The organism is Photorhabdus kayaii, from assembly GCF_025384895.1.
GTDB lineage: Bacteria > Pseudomonadota > Gammaproteobacteria > Enterobacterales > Enterobacteriaceae > Photorhabdus > Photorhabdus kayaii.
The window spans coordinates 26,249-52,240 of the sequence record NZ_JAJAFZ010000033.1 but is presented as its reverse complement, the minus strand read 5'-3'; the positions used below and the strand labels follow the sequence as shown (position 1 = coordinate 52,240).

General features: G+C 42.8%; 24 protein-coding genes and 1 tRNA gene. 14 read left to right on the top strand and 11 right to left on the bottom strand.

All coding sequences use genetic code 11. The features are described 5' to 3' along the window. Positions 1–113: 113 nt before the first annotated feature. Positions 114–773, bottom strand: coding sequence for a hypothetical protein (locus LGZ98_RS13460; protein WP_262978180.1), 660 nt, complete (start codon positions 771–773; stop codon positions 114–116). Positions 774–1,765: 992 nt separating this feature from the next. After that, positions 1,766–2,044 (bottom strand): helix-turn-helix domain-containing protein, encoded by a 279-nt coding sequence (locus tag LGZ98_RS13455; RefSeq protein ID WP_046974769.1) that lies wholly within the window; start codon positions 2,042–2,044, stop codon positions 1,766–1,768. A 170-nt stretch (positions 2,045–2,214) separates the two neighbouring features. Here LGZ98_RS13455 and ligB point away from each other — a divergent pair, with 170 nt between their 5' ends. Next, on the top strand, positions 2,215–4,158 hold the full coding sequence (gene ligB, locus LGZ98_RS13450; protein ID WP_262978179.1) for an NAD-dependent DNA ligase LigB: 1,944 nt from the start codon (positions 2,215–2,217) through the stop codon (positions 4,156–4,158). On the opposite strand, the gene LGZ98_RS13445 is transcribed toward ligB, so the two are convergent. After that, positions 4,152–4,769, bottom strand: a complete 618-nt coding sequence (locus tag LGZ98_RS13445; protein WP_113041163.1) for a trimeric intracellular cation channel family protein — start codon at positions 4,767–4,769, stop codon at positions 4,152–4,154. The two genes, ligB and LGZ98_RS13445, sit on opposite strands and share 7 nt — an antisense overlap. Before the next feature lie 133 nt (positions 4,770–4,902). On the opposite strand from LGZ98_RS13445, the gene LGZ98_RS13440 reads away from it, so the two are divergent. Continuing rightward, on the top strand, positions 4,903–6,192 hold the full coding sequence (locus LGZ98_RS13440) for a YidR family protein (RefSeq protein ID WP_113041162.1): 1,290 nt from the start codon (positions 4,903–4,905) through the stop codon (positions 6,190–6,192). A 62-nt stretch (positions 6,193–6,254) separates the two neighbouring features. On the opposite strand, the gene LGZ98_RS13435 is transcribed toward LGZ98_RS13440, so the two are convergent. Beyond that, entirely contained in the window at positions 6,255–6,575 is a 321-nt protein-coding gene (locus tag LGZ98_RS13435) for a YceK/YidQ family lipoprotein (RefSeq protein WP_112878610.1), read from the bottom strand. A gap of 391 nt (positions 6,576–6,966) precedes the next feature. On the opposite strand from LGZ98_RS13435, the gene LGZ98_RS13430 reads away from it, so the two are divergent. Beyond that, on the top strand, positions 6,967–7,326 hold the full coding sequence (locus LGZ98_RS13430; RefSeq protein WP_262978178.1) for a helix-turn-helix domain-containing protein: 360 nt from the start codon (positions 6,967–6,969) through the stop codon (positions 7,324–7,326). A gap of 233 nt (positions 7,327–7,559) precedes the next feature. On the opposite strand, the gene LGZ98_RS13425 is transcribed toward LGZ98_RS13430, so the two are convergent. After that, positions 7,560–8,813 (bottom strand): valine--pyruvate transaminase, encoded by a 1,254-nt coding sequence (locus tag LGZ98_RS13425; protein ID WP_113041161.1) that lies wholly within the window; start codon positions 8,811–8,813, stop codon positions 7,560–7,562. A gap of 205 nt (positions 8,814–9,018) precedes the next feature. Next, on the bottom strand, positions 9,019–9,576 hold the full coding sequence (locus LGZ98_RS13420; protein WP_113041160.1) for a DNA-3-methyladenine glycosylase I: 558 nt from the start codon (positions 9,574–9,576) through the stop codon (positions 9,019–9,021). Positions 9,577–9,771: 195 nt separating this feature from the next. Between LGZ98_RS13420 and glyQ the strand changes: the two genes are divergently transcribed. The 4 genes from glyQ (at position 9,772) to LGZ98_RS13400 (ending at position 13,554) form a co-directional block, all read left to right on the top strand. Next, entirely contained in the window at positions 9,772–10,686 is a 915-nt protein-coding gene (glyQ, locus tag LGZ98_RS13415) for a glycine--tRNA ligase subunit alpha (protein WP_113041159.1), read from the top strand. Between the two features lie 9 nt (positions 10,687–10,695). Then, the gene (gene glyS, locus LGZ98_RS13410; protein ID WP_262978177.1) at positions 10,696–12,765 is read left to right on the top strand and encodes a glycine--tRNA ligase subunit beta; all 2,070 of its coding nucleotides are present in this window, start codon (positions 10,696–10,698) and stop codon (positions 12,763–12,765) included. 119 nt (positions 12,766–12,884) lie between these two features. Further along, complete coding sequence (locus LGZ98_RS13405; protein WP_021325378.1) at positions 12,885–13,145, top strand: type II toxin-antitoxin system RelB/DinJ family antitoxin; 261 nt, start codon at positions 12,885–12,887, stop codon at positions 13,143–13,145. A 332-nt stretch (positions 13,146–13,477) separates the two neighbouring features. Then, positions 13,478–13,554: transfer RNA gene (locus tag LGZ98_RS13400), tRNA-Pro, on the top strand. A 95-nt stretch (positions 13,555–13,649) separates the two neighbouring features. Here LGZ98_RS13400 and LGZ98_RS13395 read toward each other — a convergent pair. The 5 genes from LGZ98_RS13395 to LGZ98_RS13375 all read right to left on the bottom strand — a co-directional run bounded on the left by LGZ98_RS13395 (position 13,650) and on the right by LGZ98_RS13375 (position 17,765). Next, positions 13,650–14,741, bottom strand: coding sequence for a methyltransferase domain-containing protein (locus tag LGZ98_RS13395; protein WP_262978176.1), 1,092 nt, complete (start codon positions 14,739–14,741; stop codon positions 13,650–13,652). A 132-nt stretch (positions 14,742–14,873) separates the two neighbouring features. Beyond that, positions 14,874–15,254 (bottom strand): PadR family transcriptional regulator, encoded by a 381-nt coding sequence (locus LGZ98_RS13390; protein ID WP_228900753.1) that lies wholly within the window; start codon positions 15,252–15,254, stop codon positions 14,874–14,876. A gap of 203 nt (positions 15,255–15,457) precedes the next feature. Beyond that, entirely contained in the window at positions 15,458–16,681 is a 1,224-nt protein-coding gene (locus LGZ98_RS13385; protein WP_228900754.1) for a cytochrome P450, cyclodipeptide synthase-associated, read from the bottom strand. 85 nt (positions 16,682–16,766) lie between these two features. Continuing rightward, on the bottom strand, positions 16,767–17,543 hold the full coding sequence (locus tag LGZ98_RS13380) for a tRNA-dependent cyclodipeptide synthase (RefSeq protein WP_228900755.1): 777 nt from the start codon (positions 17,541–17,543) through the stop codon (positions 16,767–16,769). A 69-nt stretch (positions 17,544–17,612) separates the two neighbouring features. Next, complete coding sequence (locus LGZ98_RS13375; protein WP_158536483.1) at positions 17,613–17,765, bottom strand: hypothetical protein; 153 nt, start codon at positions 17,763–17,765, stop codon at positions 17,613–17,615. A 762-nt stretch (positions 17,766–18,527) separates the two neighbouring features. On the opposite strand from LGZ98_RS13375, the gene LGZ98_RS13370 reads away from it, so the two are divergent. The 7 genes from LGZ98_RS13370 to dppF all read left to right on the top strand — a co-directional run bounded on the left by LGZ98_RS13370 (position 18,528) and on the right by dppF (position 25,824). Continuing rightward, positions 18,528–18,665: a hypothetical protein gene (locus tag LGZ98_RS13370; protein ID WP_262978175.1), complete on the top strand. Its 138-nt coding sequence runs from the start codon at positions 18,528–18,530 to the stop codon at positions 18,663–18,665. Beyond that, complete coding sequence (locus tag LGZ98_RS13365) at positions 18,644–19,573, top strand: EamA family transporter (RefSeq protein ID WP_113041155.1); 930 nt, start codon at positions 18,644–18,646, stop codon at positions 19,571–19,573. The genes LGZ98_RS13370 and LGZ98_RS13365 overlap by 22 nt, the downstream gene beginning before the upstream one ends. A gap of 586 nt (positions 19,574–20,159) precedes the next feature. Then, positions 20,160–21,767, top strand: coding sequence for a dipeptide ABC transporter periplasmic-binding protein DppA (gene dppA / locus LGZ98_RS13360; RefSeq protein WP_262978174.1), 1,608 nt, complete (start codon positions 20,160–20,162; stop codon positions 21,765–21,767). A 118-nt stretch (positions 21,768–21,885) separates the two neighbouring features. After that, entirely contained in the window at positions 21,886–22,905 is a 1,020-nt protein-coding gene (dppB, locus tag LGZ98_RS13355; RefSeq protein ID WP_113041153.1) for a dipeptide ABC transporter permease DppB, read from the top strand. Between the two features lie 10 nt (positions 22,906–22,915). Next, complete coding sequence (gene dppC, locus LGZ98_RS13350; RefSeq protein WP_046974787.1) at positions 22,916–23,815, top strand: dipeptide ABC transporter permease DppC; 900 nt, start codon at positions 22,916–22,918, stop codon at positions 23,813–23,815. Positions 23,816–23,827: 12 nt separating this feature from the next. Next, positions 23,828–24,808, top strand: a complete 981-nt coding sequence (gene dppD, locus LGZ98_RS13345) for a dipeptide ABC transporter ATP-binding protein (protein ID WP_011144700.1) — start codon at positions 23,828–23,830, stop codon at positions 24,806–24,808. Next, entirely contained in the window at positions 24,805–25,824 is a 1,020-nt protein-coding gene (gene dppF / locus LGZ98_RS13340) for a dipeptide ABC transporter ATP-binding subunit DppF (RefSeq protein ID WP_046974788.1), read from the top strand. Before dppD ends, dppF begins: the two co-directional genes overlap by 4 nt. The last annotated feature ends 168 nt before the right edge of the window (positions 25,825–25,992 follow it).

Below are 25,992 nucleotides of genomic sequence, written 5' to 3'. Positions count from 1 at the left end.
AACCGGGGATTACTCCCCGGTTGTTCTGTTAAAGATTTTTATTTATTGCTGCTACCGGCCTTCTCATTCCAGATAGGTTATCTGGGTTATTACAGGGATCTGGCTTCTCCAGGTTAGCTATTAGGTCTCAGGATGGCTGGGTCTTTAAACTGACCATTTGGATTGTTGCTTGGTGGCGTCCAGAAAGCAACATCATAAATCCAATCGCAAGTGTCTTGCATTTTAATTGTCAGTGCCGCGTTTTCCCACTTACTTTCCAATTCAAATTTCTCTTCGGGTTTACGCTCCCATGAAAATCCGGTCCCTCGGCAGTTTGCTGTGTAAATCAGGTCGTTCACGCTAGATTCCATAACGTTTTTGTCTCCCTTGAACCTGTAGAGTATATAATTTACAACGTTAGCATCCGTATAGAGGGTCACTGTGGCTTTCCCTGGAGATTTATCTTTACGTTTGGCAACCATCTTACAGATATACGTGCCTGTGACCACACGTGGGACCTTGAAGATGCTGTTTTGTGCATTTATCCAGAACCTGCCTTGTTCCAGCGTCATATCGTCTACTCTCGGCTTTGGAAAATTACGATCTATTACTGTCGGAAAGACATTCAATAAGGTACTGGTACGTGATTCTGGGTAACGAATTGGCTTACCCCTGTTGTCTTTCCCATTTATCACCGGTTGCCCGAGAGCTTTGATTGCCCACGTTGGGTTCCAAGAGGGTGCAGCAGGATTAGGTTGATAATACTCTGATGGGGATAGCTCCCCGGTTGCCATATTAAAAATTTTCATTCTTTGTGATAACCCTGTCCCGGCCAGATTGTATTGGCCTTTTAAGGGCCCTCCTTTTTCAGATGATTATTCTCTGCATCGGGTCACCCGTGCAGGTTGTTATTACACGGTTTCGTTCATGTAAGAGTATTGCTGGAACTCATGTTTGAGGAGAAATCGTCTTGATTCATATTACTCTCCTAACTTAAGGTTATATCGGATTTACCTTTACCTACAGGGAACCTATGCCATAAAACCTATCCCTTGCGGGTTAAGCTGAATTTCTATTGCTACGAAGACATAAATAAGATTAGCAATTATTTTAAAAAAAAGATAATAGGAAATAGTTATCGGCTGATAACTTCAGATTAATGCTAAATTAATTTTTTGGTAGTTGATTTCAGATTATTTTTTTATCTATAAGTGGTAAGGGTTGAAATTATGAGACTTGAGCGACAGAATTTAGGGGGGATGTACATCTTTATGGCTACTCTTATTAATACGTAAATATGTAACTTAATATGCTAAGTATTAACTGTAAAGCAAGGAAGAAAAATCACTAGGGGTTTATTGTAATATCCGCTCTAGCCTGTTTATGAAAATGTCAGTTATTTTTGGGTTTTTAGGATTTACGTCCCAAACTATTTCGTAAAGTCATTGTCTTTTAATCTTTATTTGAAAGTTAATGTTAGTAATAACAGAGAGCGGCTGTGATGAGATTTAAAGTGAATACTCGACAGGCTGAACCGAGGTATTATGGCTCAGCCTTGGTTAATGGTTCACAATAACAAATTAATACTTAATAGATTAACTAATCGTATTCACCGTGTGCTTTAGTTCGAATGGCGAGGTTTCTCCCAGGCTAACTGATAATCATTGCAAAACCGAATGGAGCGGGCAAATTGATGCTCATTTGTGCTGTTGAGACGATCCTCATCGGTAAAGGAGAAAGTAAGCTGATGAAGCACACCCGAAGGTACTTTTCTATATCGTTTGGATTAAGTTGTTTTGAAGCCAAAATGTAATTCACAATTGCAAGCTCTGGCGTAGTTCAATAGTGTCTTAAGTGTTGGGTTTCCGTTTCCTTTTTCAAGCTTGGAAATATTCGCCTCTTTTGTTCCCATACGCTGTGCAACTTGGTTTTGCGTTAGACCAGCAGCATGCCGCATGCGTAATAAAGTATTAATTAGCTCGAATTCTGTCTCTAGCGCATCATACTCAGCTTTTACATCTGAGTTAGCTAATGCTTTGGATTTTAGGGATTTTAAGTTGCTCATTTTAGAACCTCTTTCATTCGTTTATAAGCGAGACCAAGATCCTTTTTAGGATACGAGCCTGAATTTTGGGTGGCATATTTAATATCGACCCTTGAACTTATCGTATGTGATAAGTTTATCGGTTATTAAACCTCTGTCTTCGATGAGAACCTCTGGGGCGGGAATCGTTGATGGCAGCCCTGAATCAAATATTAAATACATCAGGCTTTCACCATAAATATCCGCTTTGTGTAGTGTATGAAAAAGCCCGCTACCTTGGGATTTCAGGCAGTTATTCTTCGAACCGCTTCGCAAAGTTATTATTTCTGCCTTGGACAGCATCTCTTTATCCTCTATTTTGTTGTTATGCATGGATAGCCAAGGAGCAACGGATGCTTAATTTATTGATATTAATTCTGTTCATTGTTTTCAGTTCACCGATAGTTGCGGCTGAAATTTTTGTTTCGAATACAGAAAAGAATTGCCCCGAATGGTCGCAGGACAAATTACAACGTGAAACTAACAGCTTGATGCAACAGATGGCGCACTGGGATCAGCTCTATCGTCAGAAAGGGATCAGCGAGATCGATGATGAGGTTTATGATCAATTAATGTCGGAGCTGACTCATTGGCAATTCTGTCTGAAACAAGCACCCCATTCAGATTTTCCTGTGGAAGTTTTTCCTGATAATAAGCTTGTTCATCCGGTTGCTCATACCGGATTAAGTAAACTGAAAGACAAGCAGGAAATTAACCGATGGTTGCACGGTAGATTACCTGTCTGGTTACAGCCAAAGATTGATGGTGTAGCGGTAACATTGGTTTATCAGAACGGGAAACTTGTTTCATTAATCAGCCGGGGCAATGGTGCCGAAGGGGTAAATTGGACAGCAAAAAGTCGATATATTCCCGATATTCCGCAGAATATAGAAAATGCTCCACCTGATTTGGTATTGCAAGGAGAACTCTTTCTGCATAAAGAGGAGCATAGACAGCAATTATTGGGGAGTGATGGCGCTCGTAATCGGGTTGCGGGTTTGATGATGCGTAAGGACCATTCGTCAGAATTAAAACAAATAGGTTTGTTTATCTGGAGCTGGCCGGATGGCCCTGCGGAGATGGAAAGTAAATTGCGCAAACTGGCAGATATGGGGTTTCCATTGGCGCTTCGCTACAGTCATAAAATAGAGGAACCAGAGCAGGTGCAGAAACTGCGGATGTACTATTTTGAACAACCCATGCCTTTTGCTACAGACGGTATCGTGCTGAAACAGGAAATTGAACCTAAAGGAAACCAGTGGCGGTCTGGATCTAACAGTTGGGCTGTGGCATGGAAACACCCTTTACGCCATCAGGTTACACAAGTCAGGGAAGTTAATTTTACTATTGGCAGAACGGGCAAAATCTCAGTGGTTCTTGGGCTGGATAAGGTGAAACTGGATGATCGGCAGATAAGCAGAGTCAATATTGGTTCTGTTCGTCGTTGGCGGCAGTTGGATGTATTACCGGGGGATCAGGTGACGCTGACATTGGCAGGCCATGGTATCCCGAAATTAGCTCAGGTGGTATGGCGGATCAAAGAGCGTCAGGATATTCAGCCACCGGATAAGCAGCATTATCATGCACTAAGTTGTTTGACGTTAACGGTGGGTTGTGAACAACAATTTAATGCACGATTGAAATGGCTTGGTGAAAATCTGCAAATGACAGGTGTCAGTAGCGGTAGTTGGGTAATGTTGACCGAACGGAAGTTAGTCACTGATTTAACCGGTTGGTTAGCGCTTTCAGCTCAACAAATTGCGGCCTTACCAGGAATCGGAGATAAACGGGCACAGGCTATTTATTCGCAATTCAGCAAGGCAAAAAATCAGCCTTTTTCCTACTGGATGAAAGGGATTGGAGTGCCTTATATGGATAAGCTGTCTGATAATGTTTATCACTGGCAGCAACTGGAGCAGAAATTAGCCGCGGCAAAATTAAAACAACAGCTTACTGTCGGGCAGTTGAAAAAGTTGTCTGATTTTGTCAATGACAAGCAGATTAAAGCAATCGCGGAAAAACTGTCAGTGGCAGGGATAACGGGTTTTGACCGGGAAAACGGGGCCGTAGTTAACCCCGCTGATATGGCTCAGTGATCGGAGTGTTCGTAATTAAAGACCGGTAATCCAAGACGGTAGCGAATAGCAACCAATCTTGCTGTCAGACCGGCGATCAGGGTAATCAGAACAATGCCGTTTTGCGGTAACGATGTGTGCTGTAAGCCAATATATAACCAGGCGGCGGTAAAGGAGACACCCGCATAGATCTCTTTCTGGAAAACCAACGGAATGGTGTTACACAACATATCGCGTAACACACCACCGAAAACACCGGTAATAACCGCCGCAATGGAAGCAATGATAGGGCCATGGTTCATCTCCAGCGCAATCTGTGCGCCAAGAATGGAGAAGACAATCAAGCCAATGGCATCAAGGATCAGAAACAGGCGGCGCAAATGTTTCATCATCGGCGCAACCCAAGTGGTGATTACGGCGGCACAGGCAACGGTGACGATATATTCAGGATGCTTAACCCAACCGAGGGGATAATGCCCTAGTAGTATATCTCGAACGGAGCCACCGCCAATCGCCGTTACGGAAGCAATAATAATCACGCCGAACATATCCATTTTACGGCGGCCCGCAGCTAAAGCCCCGGTCATCGCTTCAGCTGTAATACCAATGATATAAAGAACACTTAGTAACATAGAAATGAAATGTACGTAGCATAAAAAAGTAAGAGTAATGTCGAAGTGGTAAAGTCTCGACTGAAATTTTTTAGTTCCATCCATTTCGGATTAATATTATTAATCCGAAAAAACCTGATGCAAGGATAATAAAATGGCCTTTCAGGAACGGCAAATCACGTTAGATAACCGTAGCCACCAGCTTACTAATATTAATGTCTGGACACCAGACAGCCAGTGGTTAGTTTATGATGTGCGTCCTCATGGTGCTTCTTTTACTGGTTTAACGATAGAAAAAATTCATGTACAGAGTGGAAAAACAGAAATTATCTATCAGGCAAAGGAGGGCGCTCATGTTGGCGTGGTGACAGTCAGCCCAACAGAACCTGTCCGATATGCGTTTATTCATGGGCCAGAATGCCCAGATGAGCAATGGCACTATGACTTTCATCACCGTCGGGGCGTCATTGTCAGTGAGGATTCTCCGGGAAAAGCGGTTACGCTGGATGCAATGGATATTACTGCCCCTTATACCCCGGGAGCGTTGCGCGGAGGCAGTCACGTTCATGTATTCAGCCCGGATGGTAGCCGCCTGAGTTTTACTTATAACGACCATGTTATGCATAAGCTTGATCCAGCGCTGGATTTGCGCAATATCGCCGTGGCTGTGTCCCTCAAGCCAGTTGAACCACCTAAACACCATCCCCGTGAATATGATGGTAGCTATTTCTCCGTTGTGGTTAGTACTACTACTTTTCAGCCGGAGCCGGGCAGTGATGATATTAACCGCGCCTATGAAGAGTGTTGGGTAGGTCAAGCAGGATATCGTAAAGCGGATGGTAATTGGCAGCGTTGGGCATTGGCATTTATTGGCGATACTATTTCTGCAATAGGGGAAAAAGTACCGGAAGTCTATATCGTTGATTTACCTGAACAGGATGCTGATTATGCGGTAGCAGGGGAAAAACCGCTGCAAGGTACGGAAACAACGTTACCTGCGCCGCCTGCCAGTGTAATGCAGCGTCGTTTGACATTGACCAGCCACAAACGCTGGCCGGGAGTCGTGAATAACCCGCGTCACTGGTTGCGTGCTTCACCGAATGGTGAACAGATTGGTTTTCTAATGAAAGACGATAATGGTATTGTGCAATTGTGGACAATATCGCCAAATGGTGGCGAGCTACGTCAAATAACTCAGAGTTACTGTGGCATCCAATCTGCTTTTAGTTGGGAAAGTAGCGGTCAGTTTGTTGCTTTTATTTGTGATAACAGTGTGATGCTGTGCGATGTGCGAAATAGCCAAATGCGGCGTTTGACAAAGCGTACAGAAAAAGCGCCTGCTGCGGAAGCGGTGGTGATTTCACCGGATAGTCATCATATTGCATTTATGCGTGAAGTCGATGGTTATATGCAAATTTTCCTGGTGGAAACCGGATTGAAATAAATATATTTGCCGTCAGTTCACTCTCCGCTGGTGGCAATAAATAAACCGGAACGGATTATCAATTAATTGGTTTTGGTTTGACGTTGTGCTTTTTCTATTTTTTCAATTCGCTCTTTTGGTGAACTTGTTGATTGATCTTCGTCAGATTTTATATAGTCATAAGGTAATAAGAGAGTATCTAATAGCGCAGAAAAAGGCAGATCAATCGCGAGTAATGGTTTCATTACCCAACCCGTATCTTTGTCTTTTAACATTTCAATGTTAGCTTTAGCTCCGGGATAATAACCGCGGCTAGGCCCTGAATGTGTCATGATGCTGGTACACCCGCTGATTAACAACCATCCTAATGTGACGCAAAATAGAATTAATTTATTACTCTTCATCGGTTCTATTGATCTCGTATGGCTAAGCCGCTGAAATAGTTTGCTCTTGCATAAGTTTGTTGGGTGATTTTTATTTTCCCAAATCTCTTAATGAAGAGCTTTGACATCAATCACTATAATCACGTCGTGCAACATTGACCATAGCACTGATATCAAAAAGTCGTGAATTTTTTATGTAACAGGATTTTTTTCTGTGTTTTAATTAACTTGAAATCCATAGGGTATATACCCGTCATCTTTCAAGTTGCCTCTTTTTTTGGGCTTTATTGGTAAAAGACCTAAAAGTGCTGCCGACGGGGCTATAAGGCCAGGCAGGTATTATGTGAAATTTGTTGGAACACATCAGCAATATGATGCGATAGACGTCAACACAATTGAGCCGGAGTAAGCTATGAATATTAAACCTATCAGAACAGAACAGGATTATAAGGCAGCTTTAAAAGCCATTTCTCCATTGTTTGATAATCAGCCTGAAATTGGATCTCCCGAGTTTGATTATATGGAAGTCATGGTTTTGCTGATTCAGGCTTACGAGACTGAACACTTCCCGATTGACCCGCCAAACCCTATTGAGGCGATAAAATTCCGTATGGATCAGATGGGCCTCACAGCGAAAGATCTTGAACCAGCAATAGGTCGGGTTAATCGTGTTTATGAAATATTAAACGGTAAGCGCAATCTAACACTACCAATGATTCGTAAACTGAATAAGCAGTTTGGCATATCGGCTGAAAGTCTCATTAATACGTAATGTACTCTTGCATTAGCCATCAGTAAACGCACAAAAACACGCCTATTCGAGGCATTGGATTTAGAAATTTCTGATTGAATAGAGGCTGCTTAAGGAGAGTGAGCAAACAAGGCGTGTTTCTTTCTCTTCTTTATGCACAAAGCATTCTACAAATTCTGAAAATAATTATGTAAAGTCCTCGTTATCATTTTGCTCCTGCATTTCCGGGCAGGAGCTTTTTTACTATATTGATTTCAGGCTGCTTGCTGATGTGCCTGCTCAATTTCTTCTGCCAAAATCGCAATCCCTTTTGCAATACTTTCCGGATCAGGAACATAATTCATACGCATGCATTCATGAGCATGCGGCCAGTCTTGTTCCAGTCCGGGGAAGAAATAGTGACCTGGAACCATTAACACACCACGTTTTTTCAGTCTTTGATAAAGCGTTTCTGTGGTTATCGGCAGATTTTTAAACCACAGCCACAAAAAAATGGCACCTTCTGGTTTATGGATAAGGCAAAGTTCCGCCGGCAGATAACGACGGATAATCTGAATCACGTCTTGAACCCGTTGTTGATAGAACGGGCGGATAATTTCCTGTGACAAACGAAGCAGGTCATTGCGACGGATCATTTCCAATGCCATTGCGGGGCCGACACCGCCCGGCGCAAGGCTGATGATACCATTCATGTTACTGACGGCATTGATGATTTTATCGTTAGCGATAATGATTCCGCAGCGTGAACCGGGCAGCCCCAATTTGGATAGGCTCATGCACAGAATAGTATTAGGGTTCCACAATGGTGTAGCTTCGCTAAAAATAATACCTGGGAATGGTACGCCATAAGCATTATCAATGAGTAATGGAATCTGGTGTTGTTGAGCCAGATAGTCCAGCCGTTGCAATTCTTCGTCAGTGATGACGTTACCCGTTGGGTTGGTTGGGCGAGAAACACAGATCAGGCCAATATCTTCGGTAATATTGAGATGGTCAAAATCAACACGGTATTTGAATTGGCCTTCTGGCAATAATTCAATATTGGGTTTATTGGCAACAAATAAGCCTTCATCCAGCCCTGAGTCAGAATAACCAATATATTCCGGTGTCAGTGGAAATAGTACCTTACGGGTGGAGCCATCTTCACTGCGCCCGGCCAGCAGGTTAAACAGATAGAAAAATGCGCTCTGGCTGCCATTGGTCAGGGCAATATTTTGTGTACCAATTTCCCAGCCAAGTTTTTCGCGCAGCATCTCTGCCAATGCTCGAATTAGCGTATCTTTACCCTGAGGGCCATCATAGTTGCATAGTGTTTCCGTGAGTTGGCCGCTTGCGACCATTTCAGTCAGTAATTGCTGAAAATAGTCATCCATTTCCGGGATATGTGCCGGATTACCACCGCCCAGCATAATTGCACCAGGTGTCCGCAACCCTTGATTAAGGTCATTCATCAGGCGGGTTATACCTGCGTCTTGTGTAAACTTGTTACCGAATTGAGAAAAAATCATAGCCGTGTTCGTTGTCGGTGTGTTATTTAAATTAGAAGAAATAACACCATACCCTTCGCATTATCGAGGTGCAATCTGGAAAATTATGACTACTAATTATTTAATATGGCATTTAATTTAACATTTAAAATAAAGAGCTAAATGTTTGGTTAATATCCAGTTTTATTATTGGTGTTAATCTTGGCGCTATTGTAATTCACTGAATTTATTTTCTACATAAACAGTCAGTTATATGGTCATTGACTAAGCCTGTTGCCTGCATAAATGCATAGCAAGTGGTACTGCCGATAAATTTGAACCCTCTTTTTTTCAGTGCTTGTGATAACTCATCTGAAAGATCTGTTTTTACCGGCACCTCTGTGATGGTTTTCCACTGATTAATAATCGGTTTGTTATCAACAAACCGCCAGATAAAGGTGCTGAATTCTTCACCCTGTTGTTGCATTTTAAGATATGCCCGCGCATTGTTGATAATAGCGTTAATTTTGGCGCGATTGCGGACAATAGCAGGATCAAGCATCAGCCGTGCCACATCATTTTCATCCATGACGGCAATTTTTACCGGATCAAACTGATGAAAACATTGGCGATAGCCCTCACGTTTTTTCAGGATAGTCAGCCATGATAGCCCGGATTGCTGGCCTTCCAGACAAATCATTTCAAACAGCTTCTGGCTATTTTCTTGTGGTTTTCCCCATTCATTGTCATGGTAAGCCAGATATTCAGGATCAGAGGTCACCCAATGACAGCGTGTTAGTTCCATGATGATTATTCCCGATGTTGATGGTTAATAATTGACTGTACTTTAACTGTATATATATACAAGCAAAATAGCCAGATTAAGATTTTTTTATTTCAGGGCGGAATTGAGAGCGAATTCAGGGCTGTATATCTTAAGGTCAAAGGGTATACTGACCGACTTCCTTTCAAATTCATATGTATCGCGTGCGGATCCAACATGCAAAAGTTTGATACCAAGACCTTTCAGGGGCTGATCCTGACCTTACAGGATTATTGGGCGCGCCAGGGCTGCACCATTGTCCAACCACTGGACATGGAAGTCGGCGCGGGCACTTCTCATCCAATCACTTGCCTGCGTGCACTTGGCCCGGAGCCAATTGCGGCGGCTTATGTGCAACCTTCCCGTCGTCCGACAGATGGCCGTTATGGTGAAAACCCGAATCGCTTACAACATTACTATCAGTTTCAGGTCATTATTAAGCCGTCACCAGACAATATTCAGGAATTATATCTGGGTTCGCTGAAAGAATTGGGGTTGGACCCGACGGTTCATGATATCCGTTTTGTTGAAGATAACTGGGAAAACCCAACGTTAGGCGCTTGGGGATTGGGCTGGGAAGTGTGGCTTAACGGCATGGAAGTGACTCAGTTTACTTACTTCCAACAAGTAGGTGGCCTTGAGTGTAAACCTGTTACGGGTGAGATTACCTACGGTCTTGAGCGTCTGGCAATGTATATCCAGGGCGTGGACAGTGTTTATGATCTGGTTTGGTGCGATGGCCCGCTGGGTAAAACCACTTATGGTGATATTTATCATCAAAATGAAGTGGAACAATCTACTTATAACTTTGAGTATGCGGACGTTGATTTCCTGTTTAGCTGCTTTGAGCAATATGAAAAAGAAGCTCAGGAGCTGCTGGCGCTGGAAACGCCGCTGCCTCTGCCGGCTTATGAACGTATTCTCAAAGCGGGTCATACATTCAACTTATTGGATGCCCGTAAAGCTATCTCGGTGACTGAACGTCAGCGTTATATCCTGCGTATCCGCACCCTGACCAAAGCTGTTGCAGAAGCTTATTATGCCTCCCGCGAGGCACTGGGTTTCCCTATGTGTAAAAAGAATCAGAACTAAGAGGCTGTCATGACTCAACAGACTTTCCTGGTGGAAATCGGCACAGAAGAGTTGCCGCCGAAGGCTCTTCGTTCACTGGCTGAAGCATTTGCGGCTAATTTTGCGGCAGAACTGGATAACGCTAATTTGGCTCATGGTGAAGTGAGCTGGTTTGCCGCGCCGCGCCGTCTGGCGCTGAAAGTAGCCAATCTGGATGAAGCGCAGGCTGACCGTGAAGTGGAAAAACGTGGCCCGGCGATTGCTCAGGCATTTGATGCGGAAGGTAAACCGACAAAAGCAGCTGAAGGTTGGGCCCGTGGTTGTGGTATCACGGCTGCTCAGGCTGAACGTTTAGTGACAGATAAAGGCGAATGGTTACTGTATCGTGCGCTGGTAAAAGGCCGCCGTGCAACAGAGCTATTGTCGGGTATGGTCAATCACGCGCTGAGTAAGTTGCCAATTCCTAAACTGATGCGTTGGAGCGATAAAGAGACGCAGTTTGTTCGCCCGGTGCATACCGTTACCATGTTGTTTGGTGATGAACTGATTGAAGGCGAAATTCTGGGTATTAAATCCGCGCGTGTCATTCGTGGCCATCGTTTTATGGGTGAGCCTGAATTCACGATTGACAATGCGGAACAGTATCCGGCAATTTTGCAGCAACGCGGTAAAGTGATCGCGGATTATGAAACCCGTAAGGCGCTCATCAAACAGGATGTCGAACAAGCGGCGGTTAAACTGGGTGGCATTGCGGATATTAGTGACAGTTTGTTGGAAGAAGTTACTTCACTGGTTGAATGGCCGGTTGTGCTGACAGCGAAATTTGAAGAGAAATTCCTCGAAGTACCAGCAGAAGCACTGGTTTACACCATGAAAGGTGATCAGAAATACTTCCCGGTTTACGACAATGCGGGCAAGTTGATGGCGAACTTTATCTTTGTTGCCAACATTGAATCTTCTGATCCGCAACAAATCATTTCTGGTAACGAAAAAGTGGTTCGTCCTCGTTTGGCTGATGCGGAATTCTTCTTTAAGACGGATCGTAAACAGCGTCTGGAAGACAACTTGCCTCGTTTGGAAACCGTTCTGTTCCAGAAACAGCTTGGTACATTGCGCGATAAGACGGATCGTATTCAGGCTTTGGCTGGTTGGATTGCAGAGAAGATTGGCGCTGATGTTAATCACGCCACCCGTGCGGGTCTGTTGTCCAAATGTGACCTGATGACCAATATGGTGTTCGAGTTCACCGATACTCAGGGTGTGATGGGAATGCATTACGCTTGTCATGACGGTGAAGCGGAAGATATCGCTCTGGCGCTGAATGAGCAGTATCAACCGCGTTTTGCCGGTGATGAGCTGCCTTCTACGGGTGTTTCCTGTGCATTAGCCCTTGCAGACAAAATGGATACTCTGGTGGGTATTTTTGGCATTGGTCAGCATCCGAAAGGCGATAAAGATCCGTTTGCACTGCGTCGTGCTGCGCTGGGGGCTTTGCGTATTATCGTTGAGAAAAAATTGCCATTGGATTTACAGGCATTGACAGAAGAAGCGGTTCGTCTGTATGGCGACAAGCTGACGAATGCCAAAGTTACTGATGACGTGGTTGAGTTTATGCTTGGCCGTTTCCGTGCATGGTATCAGGAGCAGGGTTACAGCATTGATACCATTCAGGCTGTATTGGCGCGTCGTCCAACGCAACCCGCTGATTTCGATGCCCGTGTTAAAGCGGTCACTCATTTCCGTACATTGGATGAAGCCGCAGCGTTGGCCGTGGCGAATAAGCGCGTTTCTAACATTCTGGCTAAGTCTGAAGAGACATTGAACGAGAAAGTAGATGTTTCTACGTTGAAAGCGCCAGAAGAGGTGAAACTGGCAACGCATCTGATAGTTTTACAGGATAAGCTGGCGCCTTTGTTTGCCGAAGGGCACTATCAGGAAGCTCTGATTGAATTGGCTTCTCTGCGTGAAGTTGTCGATGCTTTCTTCGACAATGTAATGGTAATGGATGAAGACCAGCAGGTGCGCGTGAATCGCTTAACTTTGTTAAGTGAATTGCGGGACCTGTTCCTGAAAGTTGCGGATATTTCGTTACTGCAATAGTGACCTGAAATAGTCAATTCCGGCTGTTGTGAAATGCGATAGCCGGAACTTAATACCTCTAACCTTGATTTTGTGGCTCATTCGAGCTACATTTTATTTATAAATTAAAAGGGGGATTTATGGCTGCAAATGCATTTGTTCGGGCAAGAATCGATGAGACATTAAAAGCAGAAGCTACCGAAGTTTTGGCTGGTATGGGGTTAACCATATCTGATCTTGTGCGTATCACCTTGACTAAAGTTGCGAAGGAAAAAGCATTACCGTTTGAAATGAGAGTACCTAATAAATTGACTGCCGAAACTTTGGCTAAGAGTGATCGTGGTGAAGACATTCATCAAGCAAAGGATGCTGACGATTTATTCGATCAGCTTGGTATCTGATACGTTAGCCAAGATATTCAAGTCAATTTAAGCGTGATGTGAAATCCGCACAAAAACGTGGCAAAGATATGAACAAACAGGAAGACATTCTGACCTATTTGATGAATAAACCTTTCTAGGGGCACTGGGTAGCAGGTTAAAATAACTTAGTTAGAAAAAAGAAAGTCCAGATTTAGCTACAACATTATTTTTTATCTAATGACGTATTTCTGTGAAATCCGTGAGAAAGTGCGACATAACTGAGGTTCAGTTGTTTTTATCAGCAACTAATCTCTGGTTATCAAAAAGGTATTGACGGCCTGTAGCGAGCGCAGTAAGATTCGCCTCGTTTTCGGCGAGTAGCGCAGCTTGGTAGCGCAACTGGTTTGGGACCAGTGGGTCGGAGGTTCGAATCCTCTCTCGCCGACCAATTTAGAGTTTGGGGCTGTCAAATAAGCCGCAGACTTAAAGAAATAGAGAAGCCTTACAGTGATTGCTGTAAGGCTTTTTGCTATTTGGAAGCATTTACTCTAACAACCACAGCCACTTGGTGCATAAACTTGCATAAACTTGCATAACTTTGCTATCAGCATCAAAATGCTTCGGCCTTCCACCGTTGAAAAGGCCATAATGTTTTTTCCCATCACCTATTAAATCAAATAATGTATGGTAACGACTTTTGGTGATCATATCGGCGGTATTGCGGCATACAGGGACTGCTCTGCCTGTCTCAAAAATATGTTCTCGATCAAGCACAAACTGATCCGGTGCATCGGGTAAATTGCCTTTGTAAATGGCAACTTGACCATAATCCTCACAACGGTCTTCTAAATCTAATTTGAACAGCCTCAGCGTCATTGAATACAGTTTTGCGCCGCCTAGTTTTGCCTCAATCTCCTTATTGTTTATGGATTTCAAACTGCTATTAATGACACGAACATCATTAAAACCGGCTGTTCTTGCTAGCCGTATGAAATCTTCAAAGTACAATGCGTCACCGATACACTCACAAACAATTTGTTGGTCATTTTTCAGTGATTGGTCCAGTCTTCTATCTAAAAAAATGTCAGAAAAATAGATTTCACCACCTGATTTGAGTAAACGGGCCATACCAGCCAACACACTTGCTTTAGATACAGATAGATTGATGACACAGTTTGAAACGATAACGTCTATACTTTCAGGTGGTAAATTAAGTTGTTCTAGTGACTCGATATAGCCTTGCTGAAAATGCACATTGGTGGATGAATAGTTAAAGATTTGACGATGATAATCCACAAAACGTTGGGCAAATTCGATTTGTTCTGCCGTTGCGTCAATACCAACAACTTTACCCTCAGTACCTACGAGATGAGACAGAATAAAACAATCACGCCCACTCCCACATCCCAAGTCTAATACTGTCGTTCCTTCTAGCAAGGGAGGAAAAGGCGTACCACAACCATAAAAACGCCTCTGTACATCAGGATGAATAAGCTTAAGAATTTCTTTGATTCGGTCTGAAGTGGTGCTGTCCACTGTGCATACATTTACAGCAAGCTCCTCTCTACTAGACAGGGTTTTGCCATAATAGTGTTGTATGTCTTTGATTCGCTGTTTAATCGATTGTTCGTTCATATTTATTTCCTCCAAATTAAATCATTAATAGGCTGATATTACGTTTCGCTAATTTGGCGCCAGATTGACAATAGATTCCTCATATTCCTGATCAATGCATAGATGTGCAATGTATTAAGTCAAAAAAAATCGTCATTGCTGACGATTGATATGTGCGGCGACTTCCATCCAAGCTTCTACAGCGACAGTAAAAGCTGTCCGCCCTTTATCTGTTAATGTGTATACTTTACGTCCACGGCCTGCAACGGTTTCATTGTGTACCGTTACATACTCCCCCTGCTCAAATTCACGCAGCACCGGATAAATTGTACCTTCGGTAGGTGAACAACACCCTTGGGTAGAATGTTCAACCTCTCGGGCAATTTCGTAACCATGCATAGGCCGTTGTTGTAGAACACTGAGAATGAAAAATTTGGATAAGCTCATCTTAATGATGCCATTCCAATACATTCGATCAGTGTAGTCCACTGTTGTTCGTCCAACTGTGTTAAGTGTTTTCTTTGGCTTGTTCATAACGGCATCGTATACCTTGATCATCAAGGTGTCAATGTATCAGGTAGCCCGTTTAATTTACTTTATTATTGACTTTACTCATCATCATGAGTCTCCTCTTTTCGATAATAAAATGTAGATATCTCCTGATTGTTTCAAGGGATACTCACTTCCGGCATCCCTTATATTCCATCGCTTCCATAGTGATTTTCAGATAAGGGCGACTATTCCTTGACAGCAGACGATGCTATTGGATCAAAACTCAAAAGGAGTTTAGCGGGTCCTCGTGTATACACTCCTGTTTCTTGATAATGATCATTACTAGCAAAACGTAAATTGTGCAGGCGATCCAAAATAATATTGGATGCAACTTCCAACTGATTAAGTGAAAATGCAGCCGCAGCACAGGCATGAGTACCTGCACCAAAAGCTAAATGTCTTTTTCGATTTGTTTTCTGTTGAGAAGTTGTATTTTTTCTTCGATATAGATCAAATTCATTTGGTTTGTGAAAAACCGATGGATCGCGATTAGCTGCGCCAATCATACAAAATATTACAGCGCCTTTAGGTATATCGATACCAGAAATAGTGACATCTTCACCCGCTTCTCTTGGAATTAGCTGTACCGGTGATGTCAGACGTAAAGTTTCTTCAAATGCATCTCGAACCAGACTGCGATCTTTGAGCACTGCATCAAACATACTTGAATTAGATATTAAGTGATTAAGCATCATTGCTAATATCTTGTCAGCAGGTTCTATAGCAGCTAATAGAATGTTTAAACACAGTGCTGTAATTTCACTCATGGACATCGCTGTATCTTGACAAAATATAGATATAATGTCCTCACTGGGATTACACCGTCTCTGATCTATTATAGGCTTTAGTAAGCGAATTAATTTCTGACTACATTCAAGACTGTGCATTTTTTCTGGTTCTGTTTGGTCAAACTGGGTAATAAAACTGGCGATACCCTTGTGCCATTCAGCTATATCACGATAGTTATCACTTGGTAGTCCGAGAATACCTAATGTTACTAATACGGCATAATCGCGGCCAAAGTCATTAACAATATCTATATTTCCTTTTTCCATATAAGGTTGTAAGAGATCTTCAGTAATCTTTCGAATCATGGGTTCGTAGTAGCGATTAAAATAATCTCTTGAAAGTCCTTGCATTATGAGTTTTCGTTTACACGCATGCTCTTCACCTTCCATTTGAGCAAGAACGCGATCCCCCATAACTGGTTCGGCAAGTGCGGTTAATGGCTTAGTATTGAAAATTGAGGATTTTAAAATAGCGTCAACATCCTCATATTTGCCAATAAAATAGCTATTTTGGGATTGTTCAAAATAAACTAAATCTTGTTTATGCAAGATGTCGTAAAAATCATAAGGATTTTTTATGAATTTAGGATCGTGAATACTAAAAGAACTTAATTTAGCCATTATTTTGCTTCCTTTCTAAAGATATTGGGTACTAAGAGCTTATTAACTTTAAATACAATTACTATTTCATCAGACTGTTTGTATTTTATGGTTGAGTGACGATTCCGTAACTTTGTCTATCTCCTACTTGTATAGGATAACTGCCGTTAAACAACCCTTTTCCGATTGGCCAAGGACGGTGATAAAGTAACGTAGAATACTTTACCCCAAGTAATCGAGGGGTATCGAGGTAAAAGGGAATTTCAGCGAAAATATATGGTAACGCTTTATATACTAATTGTAGGTCAATTGGACCAAAGTATTGCCCGGTACCTTTTAGTCTCCCTTTTATGGCTTGAAAGGCCATATTAAGGCAGATTTTTTTAAAAGATTCTGATTCATTAAACGCGTTTTCAACTTGTGTTTTAAGAGATTGGTAGTCATGGTTTAGTGCAAAGTCACAAAATTGAATAACTCTGATTTGCTTACTTTTTAACATTGCTGTGGAAATAGCATAATCAAGGTTACATAAAAGACGTCTAATTTCGCGCTGTGTTTTCTTGATAGCCTTAGCATTCTCAGCTCCACTAGCAACTAAAAGGCGTGAAGCTTCACGTTCACAAGGTAACAATATGTCAACTTGTCGGAAATAATGACTTGACCACTGAATAAGGTCCACTACATAGTCCTTTGAAAAACGTGAGTTAAAGGGGCTTATCCCTATTAGCGCGTGATCACCTTTTTGAATAATTTGGTCACAACGAGAGGTTTCACCTTGGACAGTAAATGATGGTGAATTCTCGTGTAGCAATGTTGAATGGACTGGTAATATTTGATTGTTCGTTTCTTTTAAATATTTTTTTTCAGTAGATAACATTTCCATTGACTTTCCATTTTTTAATGTAATCCTACATAATCTTGGTATAAATTGTTTAATTTTTATATAGACTTATTACATCTCCATTGAAATATTTATATACCCGTCGTCTTTCACGCTGCCTCTTTGTTGGCTGCACTCACTCACCCCGGTCACATAGTTATCTATGCTCCCGGGGATTCGTTCCCTTGCCGTCGCGATGCATCTTGAAATCCATAGGGTATACATAAATTTGATCTAACTTAATCTCGTAAAAATGTCAAAAACTATCGAAAGTCAGAGTTAGATAAATCACATTTCGAGCCGATAAACGAATTGATGTTAAATGAGTCTTTACCAATTCAGTCTGCTGTTGAAAAAGTGAGAAGAAAATCGGATATAAAAATGCATTGTCACCCTTGAGGACAAGACTGCATTTTTTAATAAGAAGGTTGTTCGGACAACAACGTTTAATGCTGTATTTTTAACTTTACGTCGATATGATTCGCCCGTAAAATTATCCGCTTTGGTAGATAAATTCAATAGTTAAAGAAAAAATAATTAAAAAAACATATACAAATTCCGCTATTTAACTTGAGGTTTGTTGAATCTTTTGTGCCAATAATTCCTGTATAAAAGTTACGTATATACTAATGATGACATGGTGTAAAAATAACATTTAATTACTATCAATGGTATTTAATGTTATCTTTATAACATTAATTTTATGATAAATAAGACTTGGTTTGTTTATCTGAGGAATATCTCTCATTCATTAAATGACTTGTTTGAAAAAACATAATAATGGTGTATGAATATTATCTTCTATGAACATCAAATGGAATGTAAATGTGAAATTAAATGACATAGGCAGCACAGTTTTACTCGAAATTAATAAGTTTAAAATAAACGGTAATCGAGTATTTTCGAAGTGTGAATATCAAAATTCTATAAGTAGACATAAGGATAGGATATTTTTGTATATATACCCTATGGATTTCAAGATGCATCGTGACGGCAAGGGAACGAATCCCCGGGAGCATAGATAACTATGTGACCGGGGTGAGAGAGTGCAGCCAACAAAGAGGCAACTTGAAAGATGACGGGTATAGAATAATAGGTGATATATGTCTTCATATAATGGCGTAATATATGGGGTTATTTTTTGCCTCATCAGTGCAGCATTTGATGTGTTTGTTGCGTATTTAACTCAATCGATAAATTCAGCTATTGTTATCTTTTATTGCTTTATATCATCTACTTTATTATTTATGATGATAAGTATTTTCAAAGGGATTGATCAATTAATTGTGAAAGTCCGCAAGAACACCTTATTGGTGTTAATTGTTAATATTTCAATTCTATTAAATTGGGGAGGATTAATCATTGCGCTGCGTTTTCTTGAGCCTGCAATAGTAGGTGTTGCTTCAGTGGCTTGTGGCCCTGCGATAACAATCCTCCTTTCATCTTTTATCGATAAAGACGAGGCAAAAACAGAAGAATTAGAAGTTGTCATATCTTGGTTAGTTCTCATTGGGGTAGGTGTGATGCTAGTGAATGCATTTTTAGGAAATAGTGGATTATCATCAACCTCATCTCAGGATAGGATTATTGGTATTGTTAGTGTGATAATTGGTGCTGTAGGAACGGTATTATACACTATTTCTTCTAAGAAATTATTCAAGGAAAAATGGCAAACATATGAGATATTGTCTGTTAGAAGTATTTTAATGGTGATACTTTCATTTTGTTATATTTCACTATCCGATGTTTCTCTTAGTTTGAATATTGATCTGATTCTTCCGATGTTGATTCTTGTTGCTGTCGGTCACTTACTTCCAATCTATCTCGTACTGAAGGCAATTAATGCCATTACTCCCCTTCATGTCTCTTTATTGTTTTTACTGATACCTGTATTTACGATTCTTTTCCAATATCTTGATTCACGCATAGCGTTTTCTGTTGAAAGTTTGATTGCAGCTTCGGTTATAGTTTCTTTATTAATTATTCTTGGGGTGAGCAAGATAAAAAAGACAAAAGGGTATAATGAGGTATAAATAGACAAAATAGTTCGCCGCTATCCTGTGTGACGATGGTAAGGCGATGGTAAATAGTATTAATAGCGATCTGATAATGACAACGGTCATTAATTTACTAGTTAATCATTAATGAAACCAGAAGCGATGAAAAGTAGATAAACTAGTAACAGGTTTTTGTATTTATTTATATTATTAATGTTATATTTATTTGACTTACTTTTCAGGTGCCGACTTTATTCGGCGCACAGCATTTTATGCCAGTTATCATCTTTTTCACTGAAATAATCGTTTACTAATTAATCAAACAACCACAATTTTTGCGCACAGGTTAATAGTGATTAATCCTGTAGTCATGGTCTTTTTATGGTCTTTTTGTCTATAAAACGTGCTCGTTGTCATATTTTTGTGCTAACTATGTTAATTATTAGTTTCCTTTGTGTTTTCCTGTTGTTTATGACATCTGTTGAGATCTTATTGACGCAAGAGACAACAGTTGTTTAATTGATAAGCTGAAAATAATAAACAAAACCTAAACAGCGCAGTTTCTGACAGAAAGTGCAGATTCTGACTGTACACAACACCACCACAAATGGAGTGCAAGAAAATGACAACTTTCTCTAAAGGGGCGAAGTTATTGAAGCTAGGGGTCAGCTTAGTTGCATTGGCAGTCACCGCCAGCGTTCAGGCAAAAACATTGGTTTACTGTTCCGAAGGCTCACCGGAAGGCTTTAATCCACAACTGTTCACCGCTGGCACAACTTATGATGCCAGCTCCAGACCACTGTATAACCGTTTGGTTGAGTTCAAAACAGGTACAACTGAAATTATCCCGAGCCTGGCTGAAAAATGGGATATTAGCGATGACGGTAAAGTTTACATTTTTCATCTGCGCAAAGGTGTTAAGTGGCACGATAGCAAAGACTTCAAACCAAGCCGAGAATTTAATGCTGATGATGTGATCTACACTTTCATGCGGCAAAAAGATGCAAACCACCCATACCACAAGGTGTCAGGCGGCAGCTATGAATATTTCATTGGCATGGGTATGAGTGAGATGATCAATAAGGTTGAAAAAGTAGATGATTATACTGTGCGGATTGAACTGAGCCGCCCGGAAGCACCATTCCTGGCTGATTTAGGTATGGATTTCGCTTCTATTATGTCAGCAGAATATGCAGATAAGATGATGAAAGCCGGTACGCCAGAGAAAGTCGATCTAAATCCGATTGGTACAGGCCCGTTCCAGTTGGTGCAATATCAGAAAGATTCTCGCATTCTGTATAAAGCCTTCAAAGAATACTGGGGAGATAAAGCCAAAATTGACCGGCTAGTTTTCTCTATTACTCCTGATGCATCCGTTCGTTATGCAAAATTGCAGAAAAACGAATGTCAGATCATGCCATATCCAAATCCGGCGGATATTGCCCGCATGAAACAGGATAAAGATATCGTTTTGCTGGAACAGCCGGGTCTGAATGTCGGTTATGTCGCTTTCAATGTCATTAAAAAGCCATTGGATAACGTCAAAGTTCGTCAAGCGTTGACGATGGCAGTCAATAAAGACGCTATCGTTGAAGCGGTTTATCAGGGCGCTGGTCAGAAAGCCAAAAATCTGATCCCACCAACCATGTGGGGTTACGACAATGATCTTAAAGATTATCAGTACGATCCAGAAAAAGCGAAACAGCTCCTAAAAGAAGCAGGGATGGGAAGTGGGTTTACCATTGATCTGTGGGCAATGCCGGTACAGCGTCCATACAACCCGAATGCCCGTCGTATGGCTGAAATGGTCCAGGCTGACTGGGGAAAAATTGGTGTTAAGGCCAAAATTGTCAGCTATGAGTGGGGCGAATATTTGAAGCGAGCTAAAGATGGCGAGCATCAAATTGTCATGATGGGTTGGACGGGAGACAATGGTGATCCAGATAACTTCTTCGCGACTTTGTTTAGCTGCGCAGCTAAAGATAAAGGTTCCAACTACTCTAAATGGTGTTACAAACCGTTTGAAGATGCCATACAGCCAGCCCGAATCGTTTCTGAGCATGCTAAACGTGTTGAGCTTTATAAACAGGCTCAAGCTGTGATGCATGAGCAGGTTCCGGCCCTGATTGTGGCTCATTCCACGGTATATGAACCGATCCGTAAAGAGGTCAAAGGTTACGTCGTTGATCCTCTAGGCAGACATATTTTCAGCAACGTGTCTCTCGAATAATCCTGTTCTGACTTAAGGTGTTGATTAAATTGTGAGCCAAAGGGGGAAAGTCCTCCCCCTTATCAAGCCAAACGGCCTGAGAGCTGTAACCGGCATTTAAAAAAAGAGAGTTCGGGATATGTTGCAGTTCATACTCCGACGTCTGGGGTTGGTAATCCCAACGTTTATTGGCATTACTTTACTGACTTTTGCTTTTGTCCATATGATCCCCGGCGATCCGGTGACCATTATGGCCGGGGAACGTGGAATATCGGCTGAGCGTTATGCCCAGCTAATGGCCGAAATGGGGTTGGATAAACCACTTTGGCAGCAATACTTTCATTATGTAAGTAATATGTTACATGGTGATCTTGGTATCTCCATGAAAAGTCGTATCTCGGTGTGGGAAGAGTTTGTTCCCCGTTTCCAGGCAACGCTTGAACTGGGGATATGCGCCATGCTGTTCGCTATTTCTGTGGGTATTCCCGTTGGTGTCTTGGCGGCAGTAAAGCGTGGTTCTGTTTTTGATCATACTGCGATAGGACTTTCCCTAACCGGATACTCCATGCCGATCTTTTGGTGGGGGATCATGTTGATCATGCTGGTTTCTGTTCAGTTGGATCTGACACCGGTATCTGGTCGGATAAGCGACAGTGTTTTCCTTGATGACAGCTATCCGCTAACGGGTTTTATGCTAATCGACACACTATTCTGGGGTGAAACCGGTGATTTTAAAGATGCGGTGATGCATATCATTTTGCCTGCCGTTGTCTTGGGGACGATTCCACTGGCGGTGATTGTCCGTATGACCCGATCTTCTATGTTGGAAGTACTAGGTGAAGATTATATCCGTACTGCACGCGCTAAAGGTTTGAGTCGTATTCGTGTGATTGTGGTCCATGGGCTTCGCAATGCATTGCTGCCGGTTGTCACCGTTATCGGCTTGCAGGTGGGCATGATGCTGGCGGGGGCTATCTTGACTGAAACTATTTTCTCTTGGCCGGGGCTTGGACGCTGGCTTATCGATGCCCTTCAACGCCGGGATTATCCGGTGGTGCAGGGAGGCGTATTACTGGTGGCGATCATGATCATCTTGGTTAACCTGATAGTTGACTTGTTATACGGCATCGTTAACCCGCGTATCCGGCATAAGAAATAGGGAGCACATTATGTCTCAAGTGACTGAGCCTGCAAACAGTGCGCCTAAGATTATGACGCCGATGCAGGAGTTCTGGTATTACTTTAAGCGCAATAAAGGGGCCGTTGCTGGCCTGGTTTATATTGTGTTGATGTTGTTGGTTGCTCTGTTGGCGGGGGTGCTTGCCCCACACGGTGCGGCTGAACAGTTCCGCGATTCTTTGCTGACGCCACCGGCATGGCAGGAAGGGGGAAGTTGGCAGTTTATTCTGGGTACTGATGATGTTGGGCGTGATTTACTTTCACGTCTGATGTACGGCGCTCGGCTTTCATTGCTGGTAGGTTGTCTGGTGGTGGTGCTATCCCTGTTGATGGGGGTTGTTTTGGGAGTGTTGGCGGGTTATTTCGGTGGTGTGGTGGATATTATCATCATGCGTATCGTTGATATTATGCTGGCATTGCCAAGCCTGTTGCTGGCTTTGGTGCTGGTGGCGATATTTGGGCCATCCATTGTCAATGCTTCACTGGCGTTGACCTTTGTGTCTCTGCCACATTACATCCGTTTAACTCGCGCTGCGGTGTTGGTAGAAGTTAACCGTGACTATGTGACGGCTTCACAGGTGGCGGGAGCGGGTTCCATGCGCCAGATGTTTATCAATATCCTGCCTAACTGTCTGGCGCCACTGATTGTGCAGGCTTCTCTGGGTTTTTCTAATGCCATTCTTGATATGGCTGCTTTGGGTTTTCTGGGGATGGGGGCGCAGCCACCCACGCCGGAATGGGGGACAATGCTGTCTGATGTATTGCAGTTTGCACAAAGTGCCTGGTGGGTGGTGACGTTCCCCGGGGTGGCGATTCTGCTGACAGTGTTGGCGTTTAACCTGATGGGTGACGGTTTGCGTGATGCACTTGATCCTAAACTCAAGCAGTAGTGAGGTGGCGAAATGGCACTGTTAAATGTAGAAAAATTATCGGTTCACTTTGGTGACGAAGAGGCACCATTCCGCGCCGTTGACCGCATCAGTTACCGAGTTGAGCAAGGGCAGGTTGTTGGGATTGTTGGAGAATCTGGTTCAGGTAAATCGGTGAGTTCATTGGCTGTAATGGGATTGATTGATTATCCGGGTAGAGTAATGGCTGACAAATTGGAATTTAACCAGCGTGATCTGACCAAAATTTCCGAACAAGAACGTCGCCAACTGGTTGGTGCGGAAGTGGCAATGATCTTCCAAGATCCGATGACCAGCTTGAATCCCTGTTATACCGTTGGGTTTCAGATTATGGAAGCGCTGAAAGTGCATCAAGGTGGCAATCGTCGTACTCGCCGCCAGCGGGCAATTGATCTATTGACTTTGGTCGGTATCCCTGATCCTGCATCGCGTCTGGATGTGTATCCGCACCAATTATCGGGTGGTATGAGTCAACGGGTCATGATCGCAATGGCGATTGCTTGCCGGCCAAAATTACTGATTGCTGATGAACCGACAACCGCTTTAGATGTCACCATTCAGGCGCAGGTTATTGAACTGTTGTTGGAGTTGCAACAACGGGAAAATATGGCGCTAATATTAATCACCCATGACCTGGCATTGGTTGCAGAGGCCGCTCATCACATTATTGTGATGTATGCCGGGCAGGTGGTGGAATCCGCCAAGGCATCGGAAATCTTCCGGGCACCACGTCATCCGTATACTCAGGCGTTGCTCCGGGCATTACCTGAATTTGCTACGGATAAATCCCGTCTTGCTTCTTTACCGGGTGTTGTGCCGGGGAAATATGACCGGCCTATCGGGTGTTTACTGAATCCACGTTGTCCATATGCAAATGACCATTGTCGTCAGGTGGAACCGGAATTAAGAACGGTAGGAGAACGTCAGGTGAAATGCCATATACCGTTGGATGATGCGGGGAGGCCGACAGTATGAGTGAGTATCTTTATCCGGCGCAGAAAATATCCACTGTGCCATTATTAAAAGCGACAGATCTGAAAAAATATTATCCGATTAAAGGGGGACTCTTTTCACCGGCTAGAACGGTAAAAGCGTTGGATGGGGTCTCTTTCGAATTGGAAAAGGGAAAAACGTTGGCAGTTGTTGGTGAATCGGGGTGTGGTAAATCCACGCTGGGGCGATTGCTGACGATGATTGAAAAGCCAACCGACGGGGAGCTTTATTATCAGGGGCAAGATCTGCTGGTGCCCAATAAAGATTCTGAAAAGCTACGTCGTCAGAAAATCCAGATTGTGTTTCAGAATCCTTATGGTTCACTTAATCCGCGTAAGAAAGTTGGGCAGATCCTGGAGGAACCTCTGCGGATCAATACCAAGTTGAACGCACAGGAACGTAAAGAGAAAGTGTTGCAGATGATGGAAAAAGTGGGGCTAAAAACCGAACACTACAGCCGTTATCCGCACATGTTCTCCGGTGGTCAACGCCAACGGATTGCGATTGCTCGTGGCCTAATGTTGGACCCGGATGTGATGATTGCGGATGAACCGGTTTCTGCGTTGGATGTTTCGGTGCGGGCACAGGTGTTGAATCTGATGATGGACTTACAACAAGAGTTGGGGCTCTCTTATGTCTTTATTTCCCATGACTTGTCTGTGGTTGAACATATCGCTGATGAAGTGATGGTGATGTACCTTGGTCGTTGTGTGGAAAAAGGCCGTAAGGAGATGATTTTCAGTCATCCACGTCACCCCTATACACAGGCGTTATTATCAGCAACGCCAAGGCTGAATCCTGAATTACGCCGTGAACGGATAAAATTGACCGGCGAATTACCAAGCCCAATGAATCCACCGCCCGGTTGTGCATTTGCCGCTCGTTGTCGTCGGGCACTTAGCATTTGTACTCAGTTTCAGCCAAAATTGAATCAATATGGTGATCAACTGATCGCCTGTTTTGCGGTCGATCAGGATGAAAATGTTACGGTGGAATAATTGCTTGGCAATTATACCCTATGGATTTCAAGATGAATCGCGGCGGCAAGGGAGTGAATCCCCGGGAGCATAGCAAACTATGTGACCGGGGTGAGCGAGCGCAGCCAACAAAGAGGCAACTTGAAAGATGACGGGTATATTCAATAAAACATCTTTGGTGATAATGGG